The organism is Paraburkholderia sp. SEWSISQ10-3 4 (assembly GCF_030464785.1).
GTDB lineage: Bacteria > Pseudomonadota > Gammaproteobacteria > Burkholderiales > Burkholderiaceae > Paraburkholderia > Paraburkholderia aspalathi.
This window is the reverse complement of record NZ_JALPRI010000036.1, coordinates 32,852-48,043: the sequence shown is the minus strand read 5'-3', so window position 1 is coordinate 48,043 and position 15,192 is coordinate 32,852. Positions and strand designations below refer to the sequence as shown.

The 15,192-nt window shown below is 61.7% G+C and carries 15 protein-coding genes, 1 other RNA gene and 1 riboswitch; of the genes, 6 read left to right on the top strand and 10 right to left on the bottom strand.

From position 1 onward, the window contains the following. Positions 1 to 91: 91 nt before the first annotated feature. Genes M0D68_RS35510 through lptF form a run of 3 tightly spaced genes read right to left on the bottom strand, consistent with a single transcriptional unit; the run spans position 92 to position 2,727 of the window. Complete coding sequence (locus tag M0D68_RS35510; RefSeq protein WP_211705762.1) at positions 92 to 466, bottom strand: sirohydrochlorin chelatase; 375 nt, start codon at positions 464 to 466, stop codon at positions 92 to 94. A gap of 11 nt (positions 467 to 477) precedes the next feature. After that, complete coding sequence (gene lptG, locus M0D68_RS35505; protein WP_054035129.1) at positions 478 to 1,626, bottom strand: LPS export ABC transporter permease LptG; 1,149 nt, start codon at positions 1,624 to 1,626, stop codon at positions 478 to 480. A 3-nt stretch (positions 1,627 to 1,629) separates the two neighbouring features. Next, the gene (gene lptF / locus M0D68_RS35500; RefSeq protein WP_093636190.1) at positions 1,630 to 2,727 is read right to left on the bottom strand and encodes an LPS export ABC transporter permease LptF; all 1,098 of its coding nucleotides are present in this window, start codon (positions 2,725 to 2,727) and stop codon (positions 1,630 to 1,632) included. Positions 2,728 to 2,864: 137 nt separating this feature from the next. Here lptF and M0D68_RS35495 point away from each other — a divergent pair, with 137 nt between their 5' ends. From M0D68_RS35495 to M0D68_RS35485, 3 genes are all read left to right on the top strand, one after another. Further along, on the top strand, positions 2,865 to 4,391 hold the full coding sequence (locus M0D68_RS35495; RefSeq protein WP_266226793.1) for a leucyl aminopeptidase: 1,527 nt from the start codon (positions 2,865 to 2,867) through the stop codon (positions 4,389 to 4,391). Between the two features lie 52 nt (positions 4,392 to 4,443). Beyond that, positions 4,444 to 4,860, top strand: a complete 417-nt coding sequence (locus tag M0D68_RS35490) for a DNA polymerase III subunit chi (protein ID WP_211705763.1) — start codon at positions 4,444 to 4,446, stop codon at positions 4,858 to 4,860. Positions 4,861 to 4,966: 106 nt separating this feature from the next. After that, the gene (locus tag M0D68_RS35485; RefSeq protein ID WP_266226792.1) at positions 4,967 to 5,653 is read left to right on the top strand and encodes a DUF2486 family protein; all 687 of its coding nucleotides are present in this window, start codon (positions 4,967 to 4,969) and stop codon (positions 5,651 to 5,653) included. A gap of 83 nt (positions 5,654 to 5,736) precedes the next feature. Here the strand turns inward: M0D68_RS35485 and M0D68_RS35480 are convergent, their stop codons facing one another. Further along, a complete protein-coding gene (locus M0D68_RS35480) occupies positions 5,737 to 6,078 on the bottom strand; it encodes a c-type cytochrome (protein WP_200618767.1) in 342 nt (113 codons plus the stop codon). A 195-nt stretch (positions 6,079 to 6,273) separates the two neighbouring features. Next, on the bottom strand, positions 6,274 to 7,947 hold the full coding sequence (ilvD, locus tag M0D68_RS35475) for a dihydroxy-acid dehydratase (protein ID WP_200564325.1): 1,674 nt from the start codon (positions 7,945 to 7,947) through the stop codon (positions 6,274 to 6,276). Between the two features lie 225 nt (positions 7,948 to 8,172). Here ilvD and M0D68_RS35470 point away from each other — a divergent pair, with 225 nt between their 5' ends. Further along, on the top strand, positions 8,173 to 9,156 hold the full coding sequence (locus M0D68_RS35470) for a LysR family transcriptional regulator (RefSeq protein ID WP_200650721.1): 984 nt from the start codon (positions 8,173 to 8,175) through the stop codon (positions 9,154 to 9,156). A gap of 143 nt (positions 9,157 to 9,299) precedes the next feature. Then, positions 9,300 to 10,205 (top strand): prolipoprotein diacylglyceryl transferase, encoded by a 906-nt coding sequence (gene lgt, locus M0D68_RS35465; protein ID WP_256456164.1) that lies wholly within the window; start codon positions 9,300 to 9,302, stop codon positions 10,203 to 10,205. A gap of 93 nt (positions 10,206 to 10,298) precedes the next feature. Here lgt and M0D68_RS35460 read toward each other — a convergent pair whose 3' ends face one another. The 5 genes from M0D68_RS35460 to M0D68_RS35440 form a co-directional block, all read right to left on the bottom strand. Further along, positions 10,299 to 11,030 carry an SIMPL domain-containing protein gene (locus tag M0D68_RS35460; RefSeq protein ID WP_093636208.1) on the bottom strand — a complete coding sequence of 244 codons (732 nt, stop codon included), beginning with the start codon at positions 11,028 to 11,030 and terminating at the stop codon, positions 10,299 to 10,301. Between the two features lie 196 nt (positions 11,031 to 11,226). Beyond that, a complete protein-coding gene (locus M0D68_RS35455) occupies positions 11,227 to 11,685 on the bottom strand; it encodes an EVE domain-containing protein (RefSeq protein WP_054035123.1) in 459 nt (152 codons plus the stop codon). A 92-nt stretch (positions 11,686 to 11,777) separates the two neighbouring features. Then, positions 11,778 to 11,959, bottom strand: a non-coding RNA gene (ssrS, locus tag M0D68_RS35450) — 6S RNA. 93 nt (positions 11,960 to 12,052) lie between these two features. Continuing rightward, positions 12,053 to 12,364, bottom strand: coding sequence for a cell division protein ZapA (locus M0D68_RS35445; protein ID WP_054035122.1), 312 nt, complete (start codon positions 12,362 to 12,364; stop codon positions 12,053 to 12,055). After that, complete coding sequence (locus M0D68_RS35440) at positions 12,361 to 12,717, bottom strand: hypothetical protein (RefSeq protein WP_054035121.1); 357 nt, start codon at positions 12,715 to 12,717, stop codon at positions 12,361 to 12,363. Before M0D68_RS35440 ends, M0D68_RS35445 begins: the two co-directional genes overlap by 4 nt. Positions 12,718 to 12,924: 207 nt before the next feature. After that, positions 12,925 to 13,182: riboswitch (cobalamin riboswitch) on the top strand. Between the two features lie 90 nt (positions 13,183 to 13,272). Between M0D68_RS35440 and M0D68_RS35435 the strand changes: the two genes are divergently transcribed. Further along, positions 13,273 to 15,168, top strand: a complete 1,896-nt coding sequence (locus M0D68_RS35435) for a TonB-dependent receptor (RefSeq protein WP_266226791.1) — start codon at positions 13,273 to 13,275, stop codon at positions 15,166 to 15,168. The last annotated feature ends 24 nt before the right edge of the window (positions 15,169 to 15,192 follow it).

Genomic DNA, 15,192 nt, shown 5'->3' with positions numbered 1-15,192 from the left:
CCGCACAGGGGCAACGCTAATAGACCACTAACAAAACAAGGAAAGGCCAAAACCCTAAGAGCACGGACAAAAGCGCCGCACAGGCAAAAAATCAACCCTGCCGAAGGCAATACCCAGCAACAGCATCCAACACCCCTTCATCCTCGCCAACGGCAACAGCACACCGAATCTCGACAGCTGGATACACCCCCCGACACCTCTCAATCACCTCCGGCAGATCCCTCCGCACATGCCCACCTTGCCCAAAAAACACAGGCACAACAGTCACAACAGAACACCCGTCGGAGACAAGATCCCCAACAGCAGTAGGCAAATCCGGCTCCATCAACTCAAGAAAAGCCAACAAAACCGCCCCGGCATCAGAGCCGCGCGCAGCGCGAACCTTCTCAGCAAGCCTCTCAAACGGCTCCCGCCACCGCACATCCCTTGCGCCATGCGCAAACAAAACAAGTCCATGCGTAGCCATGACAAAGGCCCCTAATGGCGATCAACCCACTTCAACCCGACCAGCCCGAGCACGAGATAAACAAGCCCAGGCGTAGCCGCGGTCAACGGCGCAGGCCACGTATTCAACGTGCCGATATGCGAGAACAGCGTATTGAACAGCTGGAAACTCATCCCCAGCATGATCCCGCCGAAAACCTTCACCCCCACCACGCCGGCACGCGTATGCAGATACGCAAACGGCAACGACAACACCAGCATCACGAACACCGCAAACGGATACAGCAGCTTGCGCCACAGCGCAATTTCATACCGCTGCGTGTCCTGATGATTCTCGGTCAAATGCTGGATGTAGCGGAACAGGTTGAACATCGACATCCGGTCCGGCGACACCAACAGCACCGACAAGATCTGCGGCGTCAGTTCCGAACGCAGCGAATACGCCGGCAACGCCACCTGCTTTGCACGGTACACCGGATTCAATGCATCTGCCGGCGTGCCCGCAGGAGGGGGGACGTCGATCAGTTGCGTGTCCGTCACATCGGTCAGCTGCCAATGACCTGGCGGCTGATACGTGCCGCTCTTCGCAATCCGTACGTTCGAGAGACGGAACTGCGAATCGAATTCGTAAATGCGCACGTTGCTGATCGTCGCGTCCGGCTTCAATTCGCCGACGTTGACGAAGCGCGTCACCTGCTCGCCGTCCGCGCGCGCCGTGAGCGTGTCCTTCACCCACACGCCCGACTCGAAGTTGCTCGATACCGACGACCCCAACGCCTCAAGCCGCACGCGTTCCGACAACTGATCCGTGTACGGGCCGACCACTTCGCCGATCAGGTAAGTCAGGAACACCAGCGGAATGCCGATCTTCATGAGCGAGCGCAGCGCCTGATTGGTGGCGAGGCCGGACACGCGAAAAATCGTGTACTCGGAGTTCGCCGCCATCTGCGCGAACACGTAGATTGCGCTGATCAACGCAGCAACCGGAATGATTTCGTAGAAGCGCGACGGCGTTTGCAGCGCGACGCGCAGCACCGCGTACTGGAACTTGTAGTTACCGTGGCCGACGGAATTCAGTTCGTTGATCAGGTCGAAGAAGAAGAACAGACCCGAAAACGCAAACAGAATGAAGATGAACGTGAGATAGATCTGACGCGCGAAGTACCTTTCATAGATGCGCATCGGTCAGCTCCCCTGCGAACGGCTGAACATCGCCCGCGTGAACAGCGGCCGGTTGCGCACGCGCAGCCAGAAGATGAACGCGACGATCACCGCCACGACAACGTGCAGGCCCACCAGTCCAGCCGCGAACGACATCCTGCCTTGCTCGATCCACGACTGCACGACGTTCAACAGATTGGAATACGTCAGATAGATCAGGACGGCCATCACCAGATTGATCGTGCGGCTGCGCCGCGGGTTCTGGTGCGCGAGCGGAATCGCCAGCAGCATCAGATTGATCGCGATCAGCGGCAGCCCCGCGCGCCAGGCGAACTCGGCGAGATTTTCATCGGTAGGGTTACGCAGGAGCGTCAACGTGGGCAAGCTGGTGGTAGTGGGCGTATTGACGACCGGCTGGCTCTGGATCTTCAGGCCGTAGCGTTCGAATTCCATGATGCGGAAATCAGGGTGGCCCGGTTCGCCGTCATAGCGGCGGCCGTTTTCCAGCACGACAAAGCGGTCGCCGTTCTTATGAGTTTCGGTGTGGCCGGTTTTCGACACGACCACGTTGACCTTGCCGTTCTCCGTACTGGTCACGAAGACGTTCTCGACACGCGCCTGGTCGGGCGACATCTTCTCGATGAAGAACACGCGGTGGTTGGTGGCCGACTCGCGGAATTGACCCGGCGCGAGCAGCGAGACTTCGTCGCGCTGCTGGAAACGCGCGCGCAGCAGCTTGTTCTGCTGGTTCGACCACGGCCAGCCGACGAACACGAAGAACATGATGAGGATGATGATCGGCGTGGAAAAAATGGCGATCGGCTTGATGAATTGCGTCAGGCTGACCCCGGAGGACAGCCACACGACCATCTCGGAGTCTTTGTACCAGCGTGTCAGGACGAACAGGATCGACACGAACAGGGTCGCGACGAGCATGATCGCCAGGTAGCCGATCACAGTCAGGCCGATCAGGACCAGCACGTCGCGCGGGTCGATCTCGCCCGAGGCCGCGAGGCCGACGATGCGGATCATCATCGTCGTTAGCACGAGCGTGAGGAGAACCATGAACACGGCACCAGCCGTATACGCGAGTTCGCGCTGGAGGGAGCGTTCGAAGATCATTATTGATGATGAGGTGGGGCGCTCTCGGTGACGTACGGATTGGTTCCCGTCACGCCTCCGGTGCAGCCGCCGCGGGAAAAATAGCGGATAATTGCGGCTTTCATCCTAAGCCCAGATTTTATCCGAGGACAAGCGCGATGGACTTTAGCATAAAAGCCTGTGATTGGACCAAAGGCTCGTCAAACGGTTTCCTGACCGGGAAATCCGATTGCATCGTAATCGGCGTGTTCGAGTCGCAAACGCTCTCGGGCGCTGCGCTGGAGATCGACGCGGCCACCAAGGGCCTCCTGACCCGCATCATCAAGGCCGGCGACATGGACGGCAAGGCCGGCACCACCCTGTTCCTGCACGAAGTCTCAGGCATCGGCGCTTCGCGCGTGCTGCTGGTCGGCCTCGGCAAGCAGGATGCTTTCAGCCAGAAAGCCTACGGCGAAGCCGTGCGGGCCGCCTGGCGCGCACTGCTCGGCACCAAGATCGTCCAGGTCACCTTCACGCTCGCCCAACTGCCAATCCTCGAGCGCTCGGTCGATTGGGGCGTGCGCGCCGCGATCCTCGCGCTGCGCGAACTGAGCTACCGCTTCACGCAGATGAAGAGCAAGCCGGACAACGCGCCGCGCGCCCTGAAGCGCATCGTGTTCAGCGTCAACACCGGCGACGAGAAGGCCGCCAAGCTCGCGGCCAAGCAGGGCGCAGCGCTCGCCAATGGCATGGATCTGACGCGCGACCTCGGCAACCTGCCGAGCAACGTCTGCACGCCGACCTATCTTGCCAACACCGCGAAGAAGCTCGCCAAAGACTGGAAGCTGAAAGTCGAAGTGCTCGGCGAAAAGCAGTGCGAAGCCCTGAAGATGGGCTCGTTCCTGTCGGTCACGGCCGGCTCGGTCGAACCGGCCCAGTTCATCGTGCTGCAGTACCAGGGCGGCGCCGCGAAAGCCGCGCCGGTGGTGCTGGTCGGCAAGGGCGTCACGTTCGATACCGGCGGCATTTCGCTGAAGCCGGGCGAAGGCATGGACGAAATGAAGTACGACATGTGCGGCGCCGGTTCGGTGCTGGGCACGTTGCGCGCCGTCGCCGAAATGGGCCTGAAAATCAACGTGGTCGGCATCATCCCGGCCGTCGAGAACATGCCGTCGGCCACCGCCACGAAGCCTGGCGACATCGTCACCAGCATGAAGGGCCTGACGATCGAAGTGCTGAACACAGACGCCGAGGGCCGGCTCATTCTGTGCGACGCGCTGACCTATGCCGAGCGTTTCAAGCCGGCGGCGGTGATCGACATCGCCACGCTCACCGGCGCCTGCATCATCGCTCTGGGTCATCACAACAGCGGTCTGTTCTCGAAAGACGACGCGCTGGCGGGCGAGCTGCTCGATGCCTCGCGTGAAGCCTCCGACCCGGCCTGGCGCCTGCCGCTCGACGACGAGTATCAGGATCAGCTCAAGTCGAACTTCGCGGATCTGGCCAACATCGGCGGCCGTCCGGCGGGCAGCGTGACGGCCGCGTGCTTCCTGTCGCGTTTCACTGACGCGTATCCGTGGGCCCACCTGGACATCGCCGGCACCGCGTGGAAGAGCGGCGCGGCGAAGGGCGCCACTGGCCGCCCGGTGCCCTTGCTCGCGCAGTTCCTGATCGACAGGGCCGCGGACGGTCGCGCTGCACAATGACGCATTGCAGTAAGCTTGCAGGCGTTGCTGTAGACGCAAAGCGGAGCCGCCGATGACGAGAATCGATTTTCACTCGAACGTCGGCGATTCGCTGCTGTATGCGTGCCGCCTGATCCGCAAGGCGTATCAGGCGGGCCAGCCGACCATCGTGCTGGCGGAGCCCGAGCGTCTGCGGGCTTTCGACGAGCAGTTGTGGACCTTCTCACCCCTCGACTTCGTGCCGCACTGCATGGCGGGCACGGCGCTTGCCGCGCAAACGCCAATCGTGCTGGCCTCGAACCTCGATGATGTGCCGCATCATCAGGTGCTGCTCAATCTCGGCGCCACGGTGCCGGCGCAATTCGCCCGCTTCGAAAGATTGCTGGAAGTGGTCGGTAACGCACACGACGAACTCGCGGCTGGCCGCGAACGCTATCGTTTCTATCGCGATCGCGGCTATGCTTTGAACAACTACAAGCAAGGCAGTTAGGCCCCCAGCCGGGTCCTATTTCGCCCGCGTCGCGTGATGTTTTTGTCGGATGGATTCGACGCGCGCGCGGCCTGCCTCGGCTTGGACTCAAACACGGAGAGCGCGCGTGTCCGATCCTAACGATAGTTCGATCCCGGTTTTGAACGAGATTCTCGTGCCGGGCAATCCCGCCCAAGCGCGCCAGGCGGAGGGCGGCGCAGCGGCGCCGACTACCCAGCCAGTGTCCGATCGCGCCACTGCGCAAGAACCGGTCCTTACGCCGGAACCCACACACGAGCCTGAGCCGGTGCCTGCGCCTGCGCCAGAATCCCAGCATGCGCCAAAGGAGCCGACGCTCGCGCCGGAGCCCGCGCACGTGTCGGAGGAAGCGCATCCGGCCGAGCACCACGCCCACCCGAAAAAGCGTTCGAGGGCACACCACGCTTCCGATCACCGGCACGGGCATGAGCCGGCCATGGCGCCGTCAGCAGGCGTCTTCGATCGGGCTGAACCGCATGCGCCGATCGAGGCGGGTACGATCGTGCCGCCGGATATCGCTTATGAAACGCAGCCGCAACCGAACCTCGATGCCGATGTCATCGCCGAACGTCTGCGCGGACGGTTCGCGGGTTTTCTGACGGGAGATGGGCGCGGCGTCATCGAAGCGCGTTGCCGCGATGCGTTGCAGGATCACACATCCTGGCTCGTCAACCAGATCACGCGCGAAGTGGCGCTGGCGCTGGAGACTGAATTGACCGGCTGGGTCAGGGAAGCGGTCGATCAGGAGATCGCGCGGCGCTCGGGCAGCGCCTGATCGTGGCCGAGGGCGCGCCGCGCTACGGGCGCTCTCACCGCTTTCATCAAGCGGTGTTCATTTGAGTCTTCGTTTACGTGTGATTATTTGAGCGTCAGCACCCAGCTCGCCAGCGTAGCCGCCTGATCGGGCGTGAGTTGCGTATTCGCGGGCATCGGCACCGCGCCCCACACGCCCGTGCTGCCATCCAGAATCTTGTGCTTCAGATAGGTGGCGGCATCTTCGCGGCCGGCATATTTCGAGGCGACGTCATGCAGCGCCGGTCCCATGAATGGACGCGTCACCGAGTGGCAGCTCATGCAGTTTTCTTGCTGAGCCAGCGCGAGGGCGGCGGGCACCTCCGCGTGCGCCGCCGGACTGCCGGCGCCTAACATAGCGCTCAGCACGCTGGCCGACGCGAGCGCTGCATACGACATTGATTTCATTCTGGTCTCCGTCGGTGCAGATGCCCGACTCGTGGTCCACGCATTATAAAAGGAAAGGGGCGCACGGTTTCCCGTGCGCCCCTTTGCGCTTTTTCGTAACTGACGCAGCCGATATGGCGTTGAGCGATGCTACGCATTAGCCCCGGCGAATCGAGGTGAATCGAGGCGGATCAGCGTAGTGTGCTCAATGCCCGCTTAGCCCGTCACTGCGCCCTTGTTGGCCGGCAGCGCCAACGCGGAGTACTTCGCCAGCACGCCACGCGTGTAGCGCGGCTTCGGTTGCTGCCATGCAGCGCGGCGGCGTTCCAGTTCGGCGTCGTCGATGTTCAACTGCAGAAGCAGCTTGTGCGCGTCGATCGTGATCGAGTCGCCTTCCTGCACGAACGCGATCGTGCCGCCCACGAACGCTTCCGGCGCCACGTGACCGACCACCATCCCCCAAGTGCCGCCCGAGAAGCGGCCGTCGGTGATCAGGCCCACGCTTTCGCCGAGTCCCTTACCGATGATTGCGGAGGTCGGCGCGAGCATTTCCGGCATGCCGGGGCCGCCCTTCGGGCCGAGGTAGCGCAGCACGACCACGTCGCCGGCGACGATCTTGTCGGCCAGAATCGCTTCCAGCGCGCTTTGCTCGTCGTCGAACACGCGGGCCGGGCCGGTGATGACCGGGTTCTTCAGGCCGGTGATCTTGGCGACGGCGCCGTCTACGGCGAGGTTGCCCTTCAGGATCGCCAGATGGCCTTCCTTGTACAGCGCCTGCTCGATCGGGAAAATCACCTGCTGATCGGCGCGCGGCTTGCTCGGCACGTCCTTCAGCTCTTCGGCGATCGTCTTGCCGGTGATCGTGATGCAATCGCCGTGCAACAGGCCCGCGTCGAGCAGGATCTTCATGACTTGCGGAATGCCGCCGGCCTTATGCAGATCGGTCGCCACGAACTGGCCCGACGGCTTCAGGTTGCAGATCACCGGCACCTTCTTGCGCATGCGCTCGAAGTCTTCGATGGTCCATTCCACTTCAGCCGCGTGGGCGATGGCGAGGAAGTGCAGCACGGCGTTGGTCGAGCCGCCCGTCGCCATCAGCACGGCCACGGCGTTTTCGATCGCCTTCTTCGTGACGATGTCGCGCGGCTTCAGATCCTTCTTGACCGCTTCGACCAGCACGCGTGCCGATTCGGCTGCCGAGTCGACCTTTTCCTGGTCCGGATTGGCCATCGTCGACGAATAAAACAGCGACATGCCCAGCGCTTCGAACGACGAGCTCATCGTGTTGGCGGTGTACATGCCGCCGCACGAACCCGTAGACGGGCACGCGTTCTTTTCGACCCCTTCAAAATCTTCTTGCGACATGCGGCCGGCCGTGAACTCGCCCACGGCTTCGAACGAGGACACGATGGTCAGGTCGGTGCCCTTCCAGTTGCCCGGACGGATCGTGCCGCCATACACGTAGATGCTCGGCACGTTGGTGCGCAGCATGCCGATCATGCCGCCCGGCATGTTCTTGTCGCAGCCGCCGATCACCACCACGCCGTCCATCCACTGGCCTTGCACGCACGTCTCGATGCAGTCGGAGATGACTTCGCGCGACACGAGCGAGTACTTCATGCCTTCGGTGCCCATCGACATGCCGTCCGAAATCGTCGGCGTGCCGAAGATCTGCGGATTCGCGTCGGCGCCCTTGACCGCGGCGACGGCCGCGTCGGCCAGACGTTGCAGGCCGGCGTTACACGGCGTGATGGTCGAGTGGCCGTTGGCGATGCCGATCATCGGCTTGTCGAAGTCGGCCTTTTCGTAGCCGAGTGCGTAGTACATCGAGCGGTTCGGTGAGCGCGCCACGCCTTGCGTGATGTTCTTCGAACGACGGTTGTATGCCATGGGGAACTCCAATCTGTTTTGTTTTGATCCGTGCTGCGTGTGCGGGACTCAAGTGCTGCCGCAGAGGCTTGCGGTGACGCTGCAATGCGTTGCCGGCGGCGTCGGCCGATACGGCGGTTCTGGTCAGTTCAGTTTAGTTCCGACGCGTTGCGCAAGGGTGCAGTTTTGCGAAGCGCGTGTCCAATATATTATTCAGGCTCGATTAGGTCGTAAAATGTATTAATCATGTTGCCTACGATTCCTGACCTGCGCCAGTTGCGCTATTTCGTGACCGTCGCCGAAGAAAAGCACTTCGGGCGGGCAGCCGTGCGTCTTTCCATGACGCAGCCGCCGTTGTCGCAGGCGATTCGGGCACTGGAGGACACGCTCGGCGTCGAGTTGTTCGCGCGCACCAAGCGCTCGGTGGAGCTGACTCCGGTGGGCGCTGACCTGTTGCCCGAAGTGCAGCGCCTGCTGGCGAGCGCCGAGGGGCTGCGGCCGCTGGCGCAGAGCCTCGCGCGAGGCGAGGCCGGGGCGCTCTCGCTGGCTTTCGTCTCAACGGCGGATTACGGCCTGCTGCCGCTACTGCTGCGTGATTTCGGCGCGCGCCATCCGCGGGTGCGCCTCGAACTGACCGAAGCCACCAGCGACGTGCAGATCGACGAACTGGTGGCCGGGCGAATCGACGCAGGTCTTGTGATCGCGCCGCTGCCGTCGCGCCATGCCACCCAGCTCTCGTGGCTGCCGATCGCCCGCGAGCCGCTGGTGATCGCGATGTCGACGGACATGGCAAAGCGCGTGGGCAGTGCCGCGGGCTCCAGGGTTGACTCGCCCGCGGAGTGGCTGGATACGCCCATCAGCCTGCGCGACGTCGCCGACGAGCCGCTCGTGATCTTCCCAAGACGTCTGGCGCCAGGCTTTTATGACATCATTATGGATTGCTACGGCGTGGCGGGCCTCGCGCCCCGGGTCGGCCAGGAGGCGATCCAGATGCAGACGATCGTGAGCCTCGTGTCGGCCGGGATGGGCGTCGCACTGGTGCCGCAATCGTTGCGTAATCTGCGCCGCACGGGTGTCGTGTACCGGCCGCTCTCCGAATCGGTGCCGGCGATCGAGACGGGTTTGGTCTGGCGCACGGCGGAGGTGAGTCCGGTGCTGGCCGGCTTCATCGAGATCGTGCGGGCGCATGCGGCCACCATGGAGGCGCAGTTCGCGGCGCCTCGTGTTTAGGCGAGCTTAGGTGAGCCGCTGCCGCGAACGCATTGCAAGCGGAACCGTCCAACGCATGCGCCGCATGATGCGCACACCGCCGGCTGCTACTTGAAACCCGACTAGAAATCCGCTTCTGAACCTGAACTGCCCATAACAACACGATGCTCATTCACCCGAATTTCGACCCCGTTGCCATTCATCTGGGGCCGCTTGCTGTGCGCTGGTATGGACTGATGTACCTCGTTGCGTTCATCGCGGCGATCGTCGTCGGCCGCTTGCGGCTGCGTTTGCCGTACGTCGCCGCGCAAGGCTGGACCGCTAAAGATATCGACGACATGCTGTTTTATGGCGTGCTCGGTACGATCCTCGGCGGCCGGCTCGGCTATGTGCTGTTCTACAAGGCGAGCTTTTACTTCGCGCATCCGCTCGACATCTTCAAGGTGTGGGAAGGCGGTATGTCGTTTCACGGCGGCTTCCTCGGTGTCACGCTGGCAATGGTGCTGTTCGCCTATCAGCGCAAGCGCTCGTGGCTGCAGGTCACCGATTTCGTCGCGCCGATGGTGCCGACCGGGCTCGCAGCAGGGCGCCTCGGCAACTTTATCAACGGTGAGTTGTGGGGCCGCGTGACCGACCCGTCGGCGCCCTGGGCAATGCTGTTTCCAGGCGCCGCGCCGGACGACGCCACGTGGCTCACCACTCATCCGCAACTGGCCGCGCAATGGCATCTGAACGAAGTGTTCGCGCAATATCACATGCTGCCGCGTCATCCGTCGGAGTTGTATGAGATCGCGCTCGAAGGTGTGGCGCTGTTCTTCGTGCTGTTCTTCTTCTCGCGCAAACCAAAGCCGTTGGGCGCGATTTCCGCGGTGTTCCTGATCGGCTACGGTCTCGCGCGTTTCACGGTGGAATTCGCGCGTGAGCCGGACGATTTCCTTGGGCTCCTGGCAATGGGTCTCTCGATGGGCCAATGGCTCTCGCTGCCAATGATCCTCGTCGGCATCGGGATACTGGTGTGGTCATATCGCCGTGCGCGGCGTGAACCGGCGCAGCCAGTCGGCGCAAACTGAGCGCTACGTTTTATCGTAGTGAGAAGCCAACAAAAAAAGCCACGGCATGCCGTGGCTTTTTCTTTTACAGCAGGACATCTGGTGTAAAACGCGTTACTTCATCTGCACCGAGCCCGACACATTGACCGTGACAGTCGACGTGCCGCCTTCGATCGGCACCGGCGCGGATGCCTTCGCATCGGCACCCATTGCGCGTGCGCTCATCATCATCATTGGGCGCGGCATGACACCGTTGTGCCCGACGTTGACCTCGCGAATCGAATAGCCGTTGTAGCCGAATGCCTGCGCCGACGAAGCGGCTTGCTCGCGGAACGACTTGATGGCTTCGCCGGTGAGCTTCTGCTCCGCGGCACGCTGCGCTTCCGGCGACAACGAGAACTGCACGTTGCCGACCTGCATGATCGATGCCATCTGGCCCGCGAGCTTCGACGCCGCGGCGAAGTCGTGCGATTCAAGCACAACTTCAGTACGGCCGCGCCATGCGGAAATGCGGCCGTCACGATCGGTGGACGGGTAGATCGAGAAGGAGCCGGTGCGAGCCGTTACGCCGTTCACGCCCTTGGCTTTTTGCAGCGCCGCATCGGCGCGTTGGTTCAGCGTGGAGGTGAGCACGGACGGATCACTCGCTTCCTGCTCATAGAACAGCGTGATATCGACGACGTCTTGCGGCACTTCCGAGCTTGCTTGCGCATTCAGCGACAGCACGCCCGCGGGTTGATATTGCGTCACGCCCTGCGCGCGGGCCATGGCCGGCGTCAACGCGAGCGCAGCAGGCGCGGCGCATACGAGAGCGAGAGCGAGTGCACGTGCGGTGTTTTTCGTCATTCTTGGACTCCTTGCTTGAACAGGTTGTGCACGATTGGAGCGAACGCCATGCGCGTGGCACAACGTTTGCGAGTCCGTTAGGCGCTTGTAACCTGAGCTTGGTTCCCTAATTTGACGTTTGCTGAACGTTTGTGTTCATCGGCCACAGACATGCGCGTGACACAAGCGGCAACGGGTCACGTGCGCGTATGCAAGGTCAAACAAGACGTTTGGTGATGAAGCGCCATTCAGCTTCGGTCACCGGTGTGATCGACAGGCGGTTGCCTTTGACGAGCACACGCATGTCCTTCAATTCTTCATGCTCGCGCAGCGCGGCAAGCGGAATCAAGGGGATCTTCTTCTTGAACACAACATCGACGAGTAGCCAGCGCGGCGTTTCCTGCGACGACTTCGGGTCGTAGTAGGGGCTCTTCTTGTCGAATTGAGTGGGGTCCGGATACGCGGTGGACGATACCTCCGCGAGCCCCGCAATGCCCGGCTCCGGGCAACTCGAGTGATAGAACAGCACACCGTCGCCGACCTGCATCATGTCGCGCATGAAGTTGCGCGCCTGATAGTTGCGCACGCCGGTCCACGGCAACGTGTGGTGCGGTGCCTCTGCGAGATGGTCGATGCTTGCTTCGTCCGGTTCGGACTTCATTAGCCAGTAGCGCATGAATCGAGTTGAACGTTAAAGGTTTGATACAGCAAGAAAAATCGAGGCCCAAAGAAAAACGGCACCGAACCGAAGTCCGATGCCGTTTGAATAAGGTCCCCGCCTTAGCCGCTAGGCCGGCATCCTGAACCGGGAGTTCAGAATTGGTCGCAGTTAGCAGCACTTCGGGTACATCAGACAGAGTGACGCGCACACCCGTGCTACAAATTTCCACAACCGTGCACATGGCATTGGTTCAAGGAATATATGACCTTGGCGAACCAGGCAGGGAAGTCAAACCGATTGAATTCAAGACGTTTGCATGAATCTTTGCTCATGCACCTCGTTTGAATCCGCAGCCGATCTCAGGACCGGCTACAAGATACTTTTACATGCTGTACTGCTGAATCACAGTACCCAGTTGCTCGTTCATTTGGTGCATTGTACGCCGGATTTCTTCAGCGGGAAATGCTTCTCCGTGCCGCACGCTGCTTTGCAGCTTAAGCAGTTCTGATGCCAGCGACAGCGCGGCCATGACGGCAATGCGATCCGTGCCGCGCACGTTGCTGCTATTGCGGATCTTCGACATCTCGGCGTCGACGCGAGCAACCGCTTCAAGCAACGCGCCTTCAGTTTCCGGCGAGCAGGCGAGACGATAGGGCACGCCGAGAATCGATACTTCGATCTGCTTGGTGGTCATGCATTTTCTCCATGGCGGGTGACGTCGCTCTCCGCTTCTTCCTCATGCGGCGCGGCCTCGAGCAGATCGAGCTGATTATCAGGCTCGCTGTGCGCGCGGGCCCGCGGCAGTTTTTCGAGGATCGCATTGAGGCGCACCTGTGCGTCGTCGATCTTTGCCGACAGCGCGTCGCGTTCCGCCTGCAGCGCATCGCGCTCCTCGCGCATCAGCGCGAGTTCCGTGCGCGTGGCCTCGGCTTCGGCACGCGTTTGGGCGAGCTGATCTTCGAGCGCGAGCCGCGCTTCATTGTGGCGTTGGCTGATCGTGATCAGCTTGCCGATATTCTGTGAAAGTGTTTCGAGTTCGGTGAGCATCTGCTGCGTCCTCTAAAGACATCGCATTTTAGCGCGGAATGTCGCAGGTTCCGACAATTGTCTCGTTTCGAGACGTAACAACATCGCTTTGTGCCGGCTTTTATCGACCATATGATGAAAAACAACTCATGCATCGGACAATAACCTGCACTTAACAGAACAGTTTGCGCACGGATTAACCATTCTTGACGGACCCGAGGGCCGCTCCTAAACTGGCCGCACTTTGGTGCCCGCGCGCGCTTTTCCACAGTGTGCGCAGTTAAACGGGAAGCAGGGCGCGCGCTTCGCCTGAACGCGCCAACCTGCGCTGCCCCCGCAACGGTAAGCGACCGCATTCGTCATGCAGGTCGATCCTGATCGCGTGTTTGATGCTTAACACGCGAGTGTGCCACTGCGCGTCACGCGTGGGAAGGCGGGATCGATGTGTCGCCAGCCCGGATACCGGCCAGAGGGAGAGGCTCGTTCCCGCGCAAACGTAAAACAACGCGGGCGCCTCGTTACGCATCGGCCCGCGGGGAAGCGGGCCGCGCACGCTATCCACAGGAATGTCATCCCATGCTGTCCCCTATCGCTCGCGCGGCGTTGCTCGCCTTTGCGAGCCTGCCGCTCGTCGTGCATGCGCAAGCTGCTTCTTCTCCGTCGCCGTCTTCATCTTCTTCTGCCGATACGGGGGCGAGCGGTTCGTCAGCCGCGGTGTTGTCGCCCGTTGTCGTGACCGCGGAGCGCGGGCCGCAACCGCTCGCCGATGCGATCCCGCAGACCACGCTGTTCGACCAGCAGGACATCGCCGATACGACCGCGACCGATTTGCCCGGCCTGCTGCAACTCGCGCCCGGCGCGCAAATCTCGCGCACCGGTGGTCCGGGTTCCACGACGAGCCTGTTTCTGCGCGGCGCGTCGTCGACGCAATCGCTTTTGCTGATCGACGGCGTGCGGGTCGACTCCGTGAGCCTGGGCGCGCCGCAACTCGCGCAGATTCCGCTCGACCAGATCGATCACGTCGAAGTGGTGAATGGCAACGTGTCCGCGCTTTACGGCTCCGGCGCAATTGGCGGCGTGGTGCAGGTGTTCACCAAAGACGGCGGCGACCATCCGCCGCGTTTCAATTTTTCGGTGGGCTATGGCAGCTATCACACGCAGACGCAGCAGGCCGGCGTGAACGGCTCGCTGGATAAAGACGGCAACACCACCTTCAGCATTTCGCTCGCGCGTTCGAAAGACGACGGCTTCTCGTCGCTCAATCCGTCGCAGGCGCCCAACGCGAATCCGAACGCGAACGGCTATCTGAACGAAAGCATCTCGGCTTCGCTGCGTCACAAGTTCAGCGACAAGTGGGACGCGGGAGTCACCTATTTCCAATCGAACGGCAATAACAGCTATGACAACGCGTACGGTGTGCCGACCGATCTGAACAACCTCTACAGCAAAGTGCGCCAGATGTCGGTGTTCGCGAACGGCAAACTGACCGACCGGTGGACCACGCACTTCATCGTTTCCGAAGGCGACGACCGCAGCGTGGCGAATACCAACGGCATCTACAACGGCCGCTTCGATACCGACAATCGCCAGTACACGTGGCAGAACGATTTTGCGCTCGCCGCGCAGCAGAAACTGCAGGTCGGCTATGAGCATCTGGATCAGAGCCTCGACTCGGATACATTCACTGCGCCCGACCGGCATGTGGATTCGGGCTTTGTCGGCTACACGGGGCGCTTTGGGCGCAATCAGATTCAGGCCAACGTGCGGCGCGATCAGTATTCCGATTTCGGCGGGGCGAACAGTTACTATCTCGGCTACGGTTTCGATATCACCGAGCATTGGAAGGCGACTGCAAGCTATTCGGATTCATTCCGCGCGCCGAGCTTCGACGATCTGTACTATCCGCTCAGCGGCAATCCGTCGATCCAGCCCGAGCGCAGCCATTCGATCGAAGCAGCGTTGCAGTACGCATCGAACGCGCTTGGCGTGATGCGTCTGAGCGCGTTCCAGACGCGTTATTCGAATCTGATCGACTACGAGCAGGTTACGCCCGGCATCTTTTTGGCCGAGAACGTCGGCCGTGCGAAGGTGCAGGGGCTTGAAGGATCGTGGAGCGGCCATATGGGCAAGACCGACGTGCGCGCGTCGCTAACGCTGCAGAATCCTGTCGACCTCGATAGCGATACCGATCTCGTGCGGCGTGCAAGGCGCTTCGCGTCGCTGGCGGTGAATCGCAGCATTGCAGGGTGGCGTGTCGGCGGCGAGTGGATCGTCAGCGGCGCGCGTGAAGATAGCAGCGGCACGCTGGGCGGCTACGGCGTGGTGAATCTGTCGGCGCGCTACAACATCACGAAGGCATGGTACGTCGCCGCGCAGATCCAGAACCTGTTGAACAAGGACTATGAAACGGCCTACTCGTATAACTCGCTGCGGCGCGGTGCGTATGTCACGGTCGGTTGGCAGCAGCAATGACGAACGTACTTGCACGAGAACGCG

Bases quoted from the DNA above. Each gene is read 5' to 3' on its own strand.
- lptF (WP_093636190.1), bottom strand. From the start codon at position 2,727: ATGATCTTCGAACGCTCCCTCCAGCGCGAACTCGCGTATACGGCTGGT.
- M0D68_RS35435 (WP_266226791.1), top strand. From the start codon at position 13,273: ATGCTGTCCCCTATCGCTCGCGCGGCGTTGCTCGCCTTTGCGAGCCTG.
- M0D68_RS35480 (WP_200618767.1), bottom strand. From the start codon at position 6,078: ATGAAATCAATGTCGTATGCAGCGCTCGCGTCGGCCAGCGTGCTGAGC.
- M0D68_RS35470 (WP_200650721.1), top strand. From the start codon at position 8,173: ATGTTGCCTACGATTCCTGACCTGCGCCAGTTGCGCTATTTCGTGACC.
- M0D68_RS35455 (WP_054035123.1), bottom strand. From the start codon at position 11,685: ATGCGCTACTGGCTAATGAAGTCCGAACCGGACGAAGCAAGCATCGAC.
- M0D68_RS35460 (WP_093636208.1), bottom strand. From the start codon at position 11,030: ATGACGAAAAACACCGCACGTGCACTCGCTCTCGCTCTCGTATGCGCC.
- M0D68_RS35490 (WP_211705763.1), top strand. From the start codon at position 4,444: ATGACGAGAATCGATTTTCACTCGAACGTCGGCGATTCGCTGCTGTAT.
- lgt (WP_256456164.1), top strand. From the start codon at position 9,300: ATGCTCATTCACCCGAATTTCGACCCCGTTGCCATTCATCTGGGGCCG.
- M0D68_RS35510 (WP_211705762.1), bottom strand. From the start codon at position 466: ATGGCTACGCATGGACTTGTTTTGTTTGCGCATGGCGCAAGGGATGTG.
- M0D68_RS35440 (WP_054035121.1), bottom strand. From the start codon at position 12,717: ATGCTCACCGAACTCGAAACACTTTCACAGAATATCGGCAAGCTGATC.
- ilvD (WP_200564325.1), bottom strand. From the start codon at position 7,947: ATGGCATACAACCGTCGTTCGAAGAACATCACGCAAGGCGTGGCGCGC.
- M0D68_RS35495 (WP_266226793.1), top strand. From the start codon at position 2,865: ATGGACTTTAGCATAAAAGCCTGTGATTGGACCAAAGGCTCGTCAAAC.
- M0D68_RS35445 (WP_054035122.1), bottom strand. From the start codon at position 12,364: ATGACCACCAAGCAGATCGAAGTATCGATTCTCGGCGTGCCCTATCGT.
- lptG (WP_054035129.1), bottom strand. From the start codon at position 1,626: ATGCGCATCTATGAAAGGTACTTCGCGCGTCAGATCTATCTCACGTTC.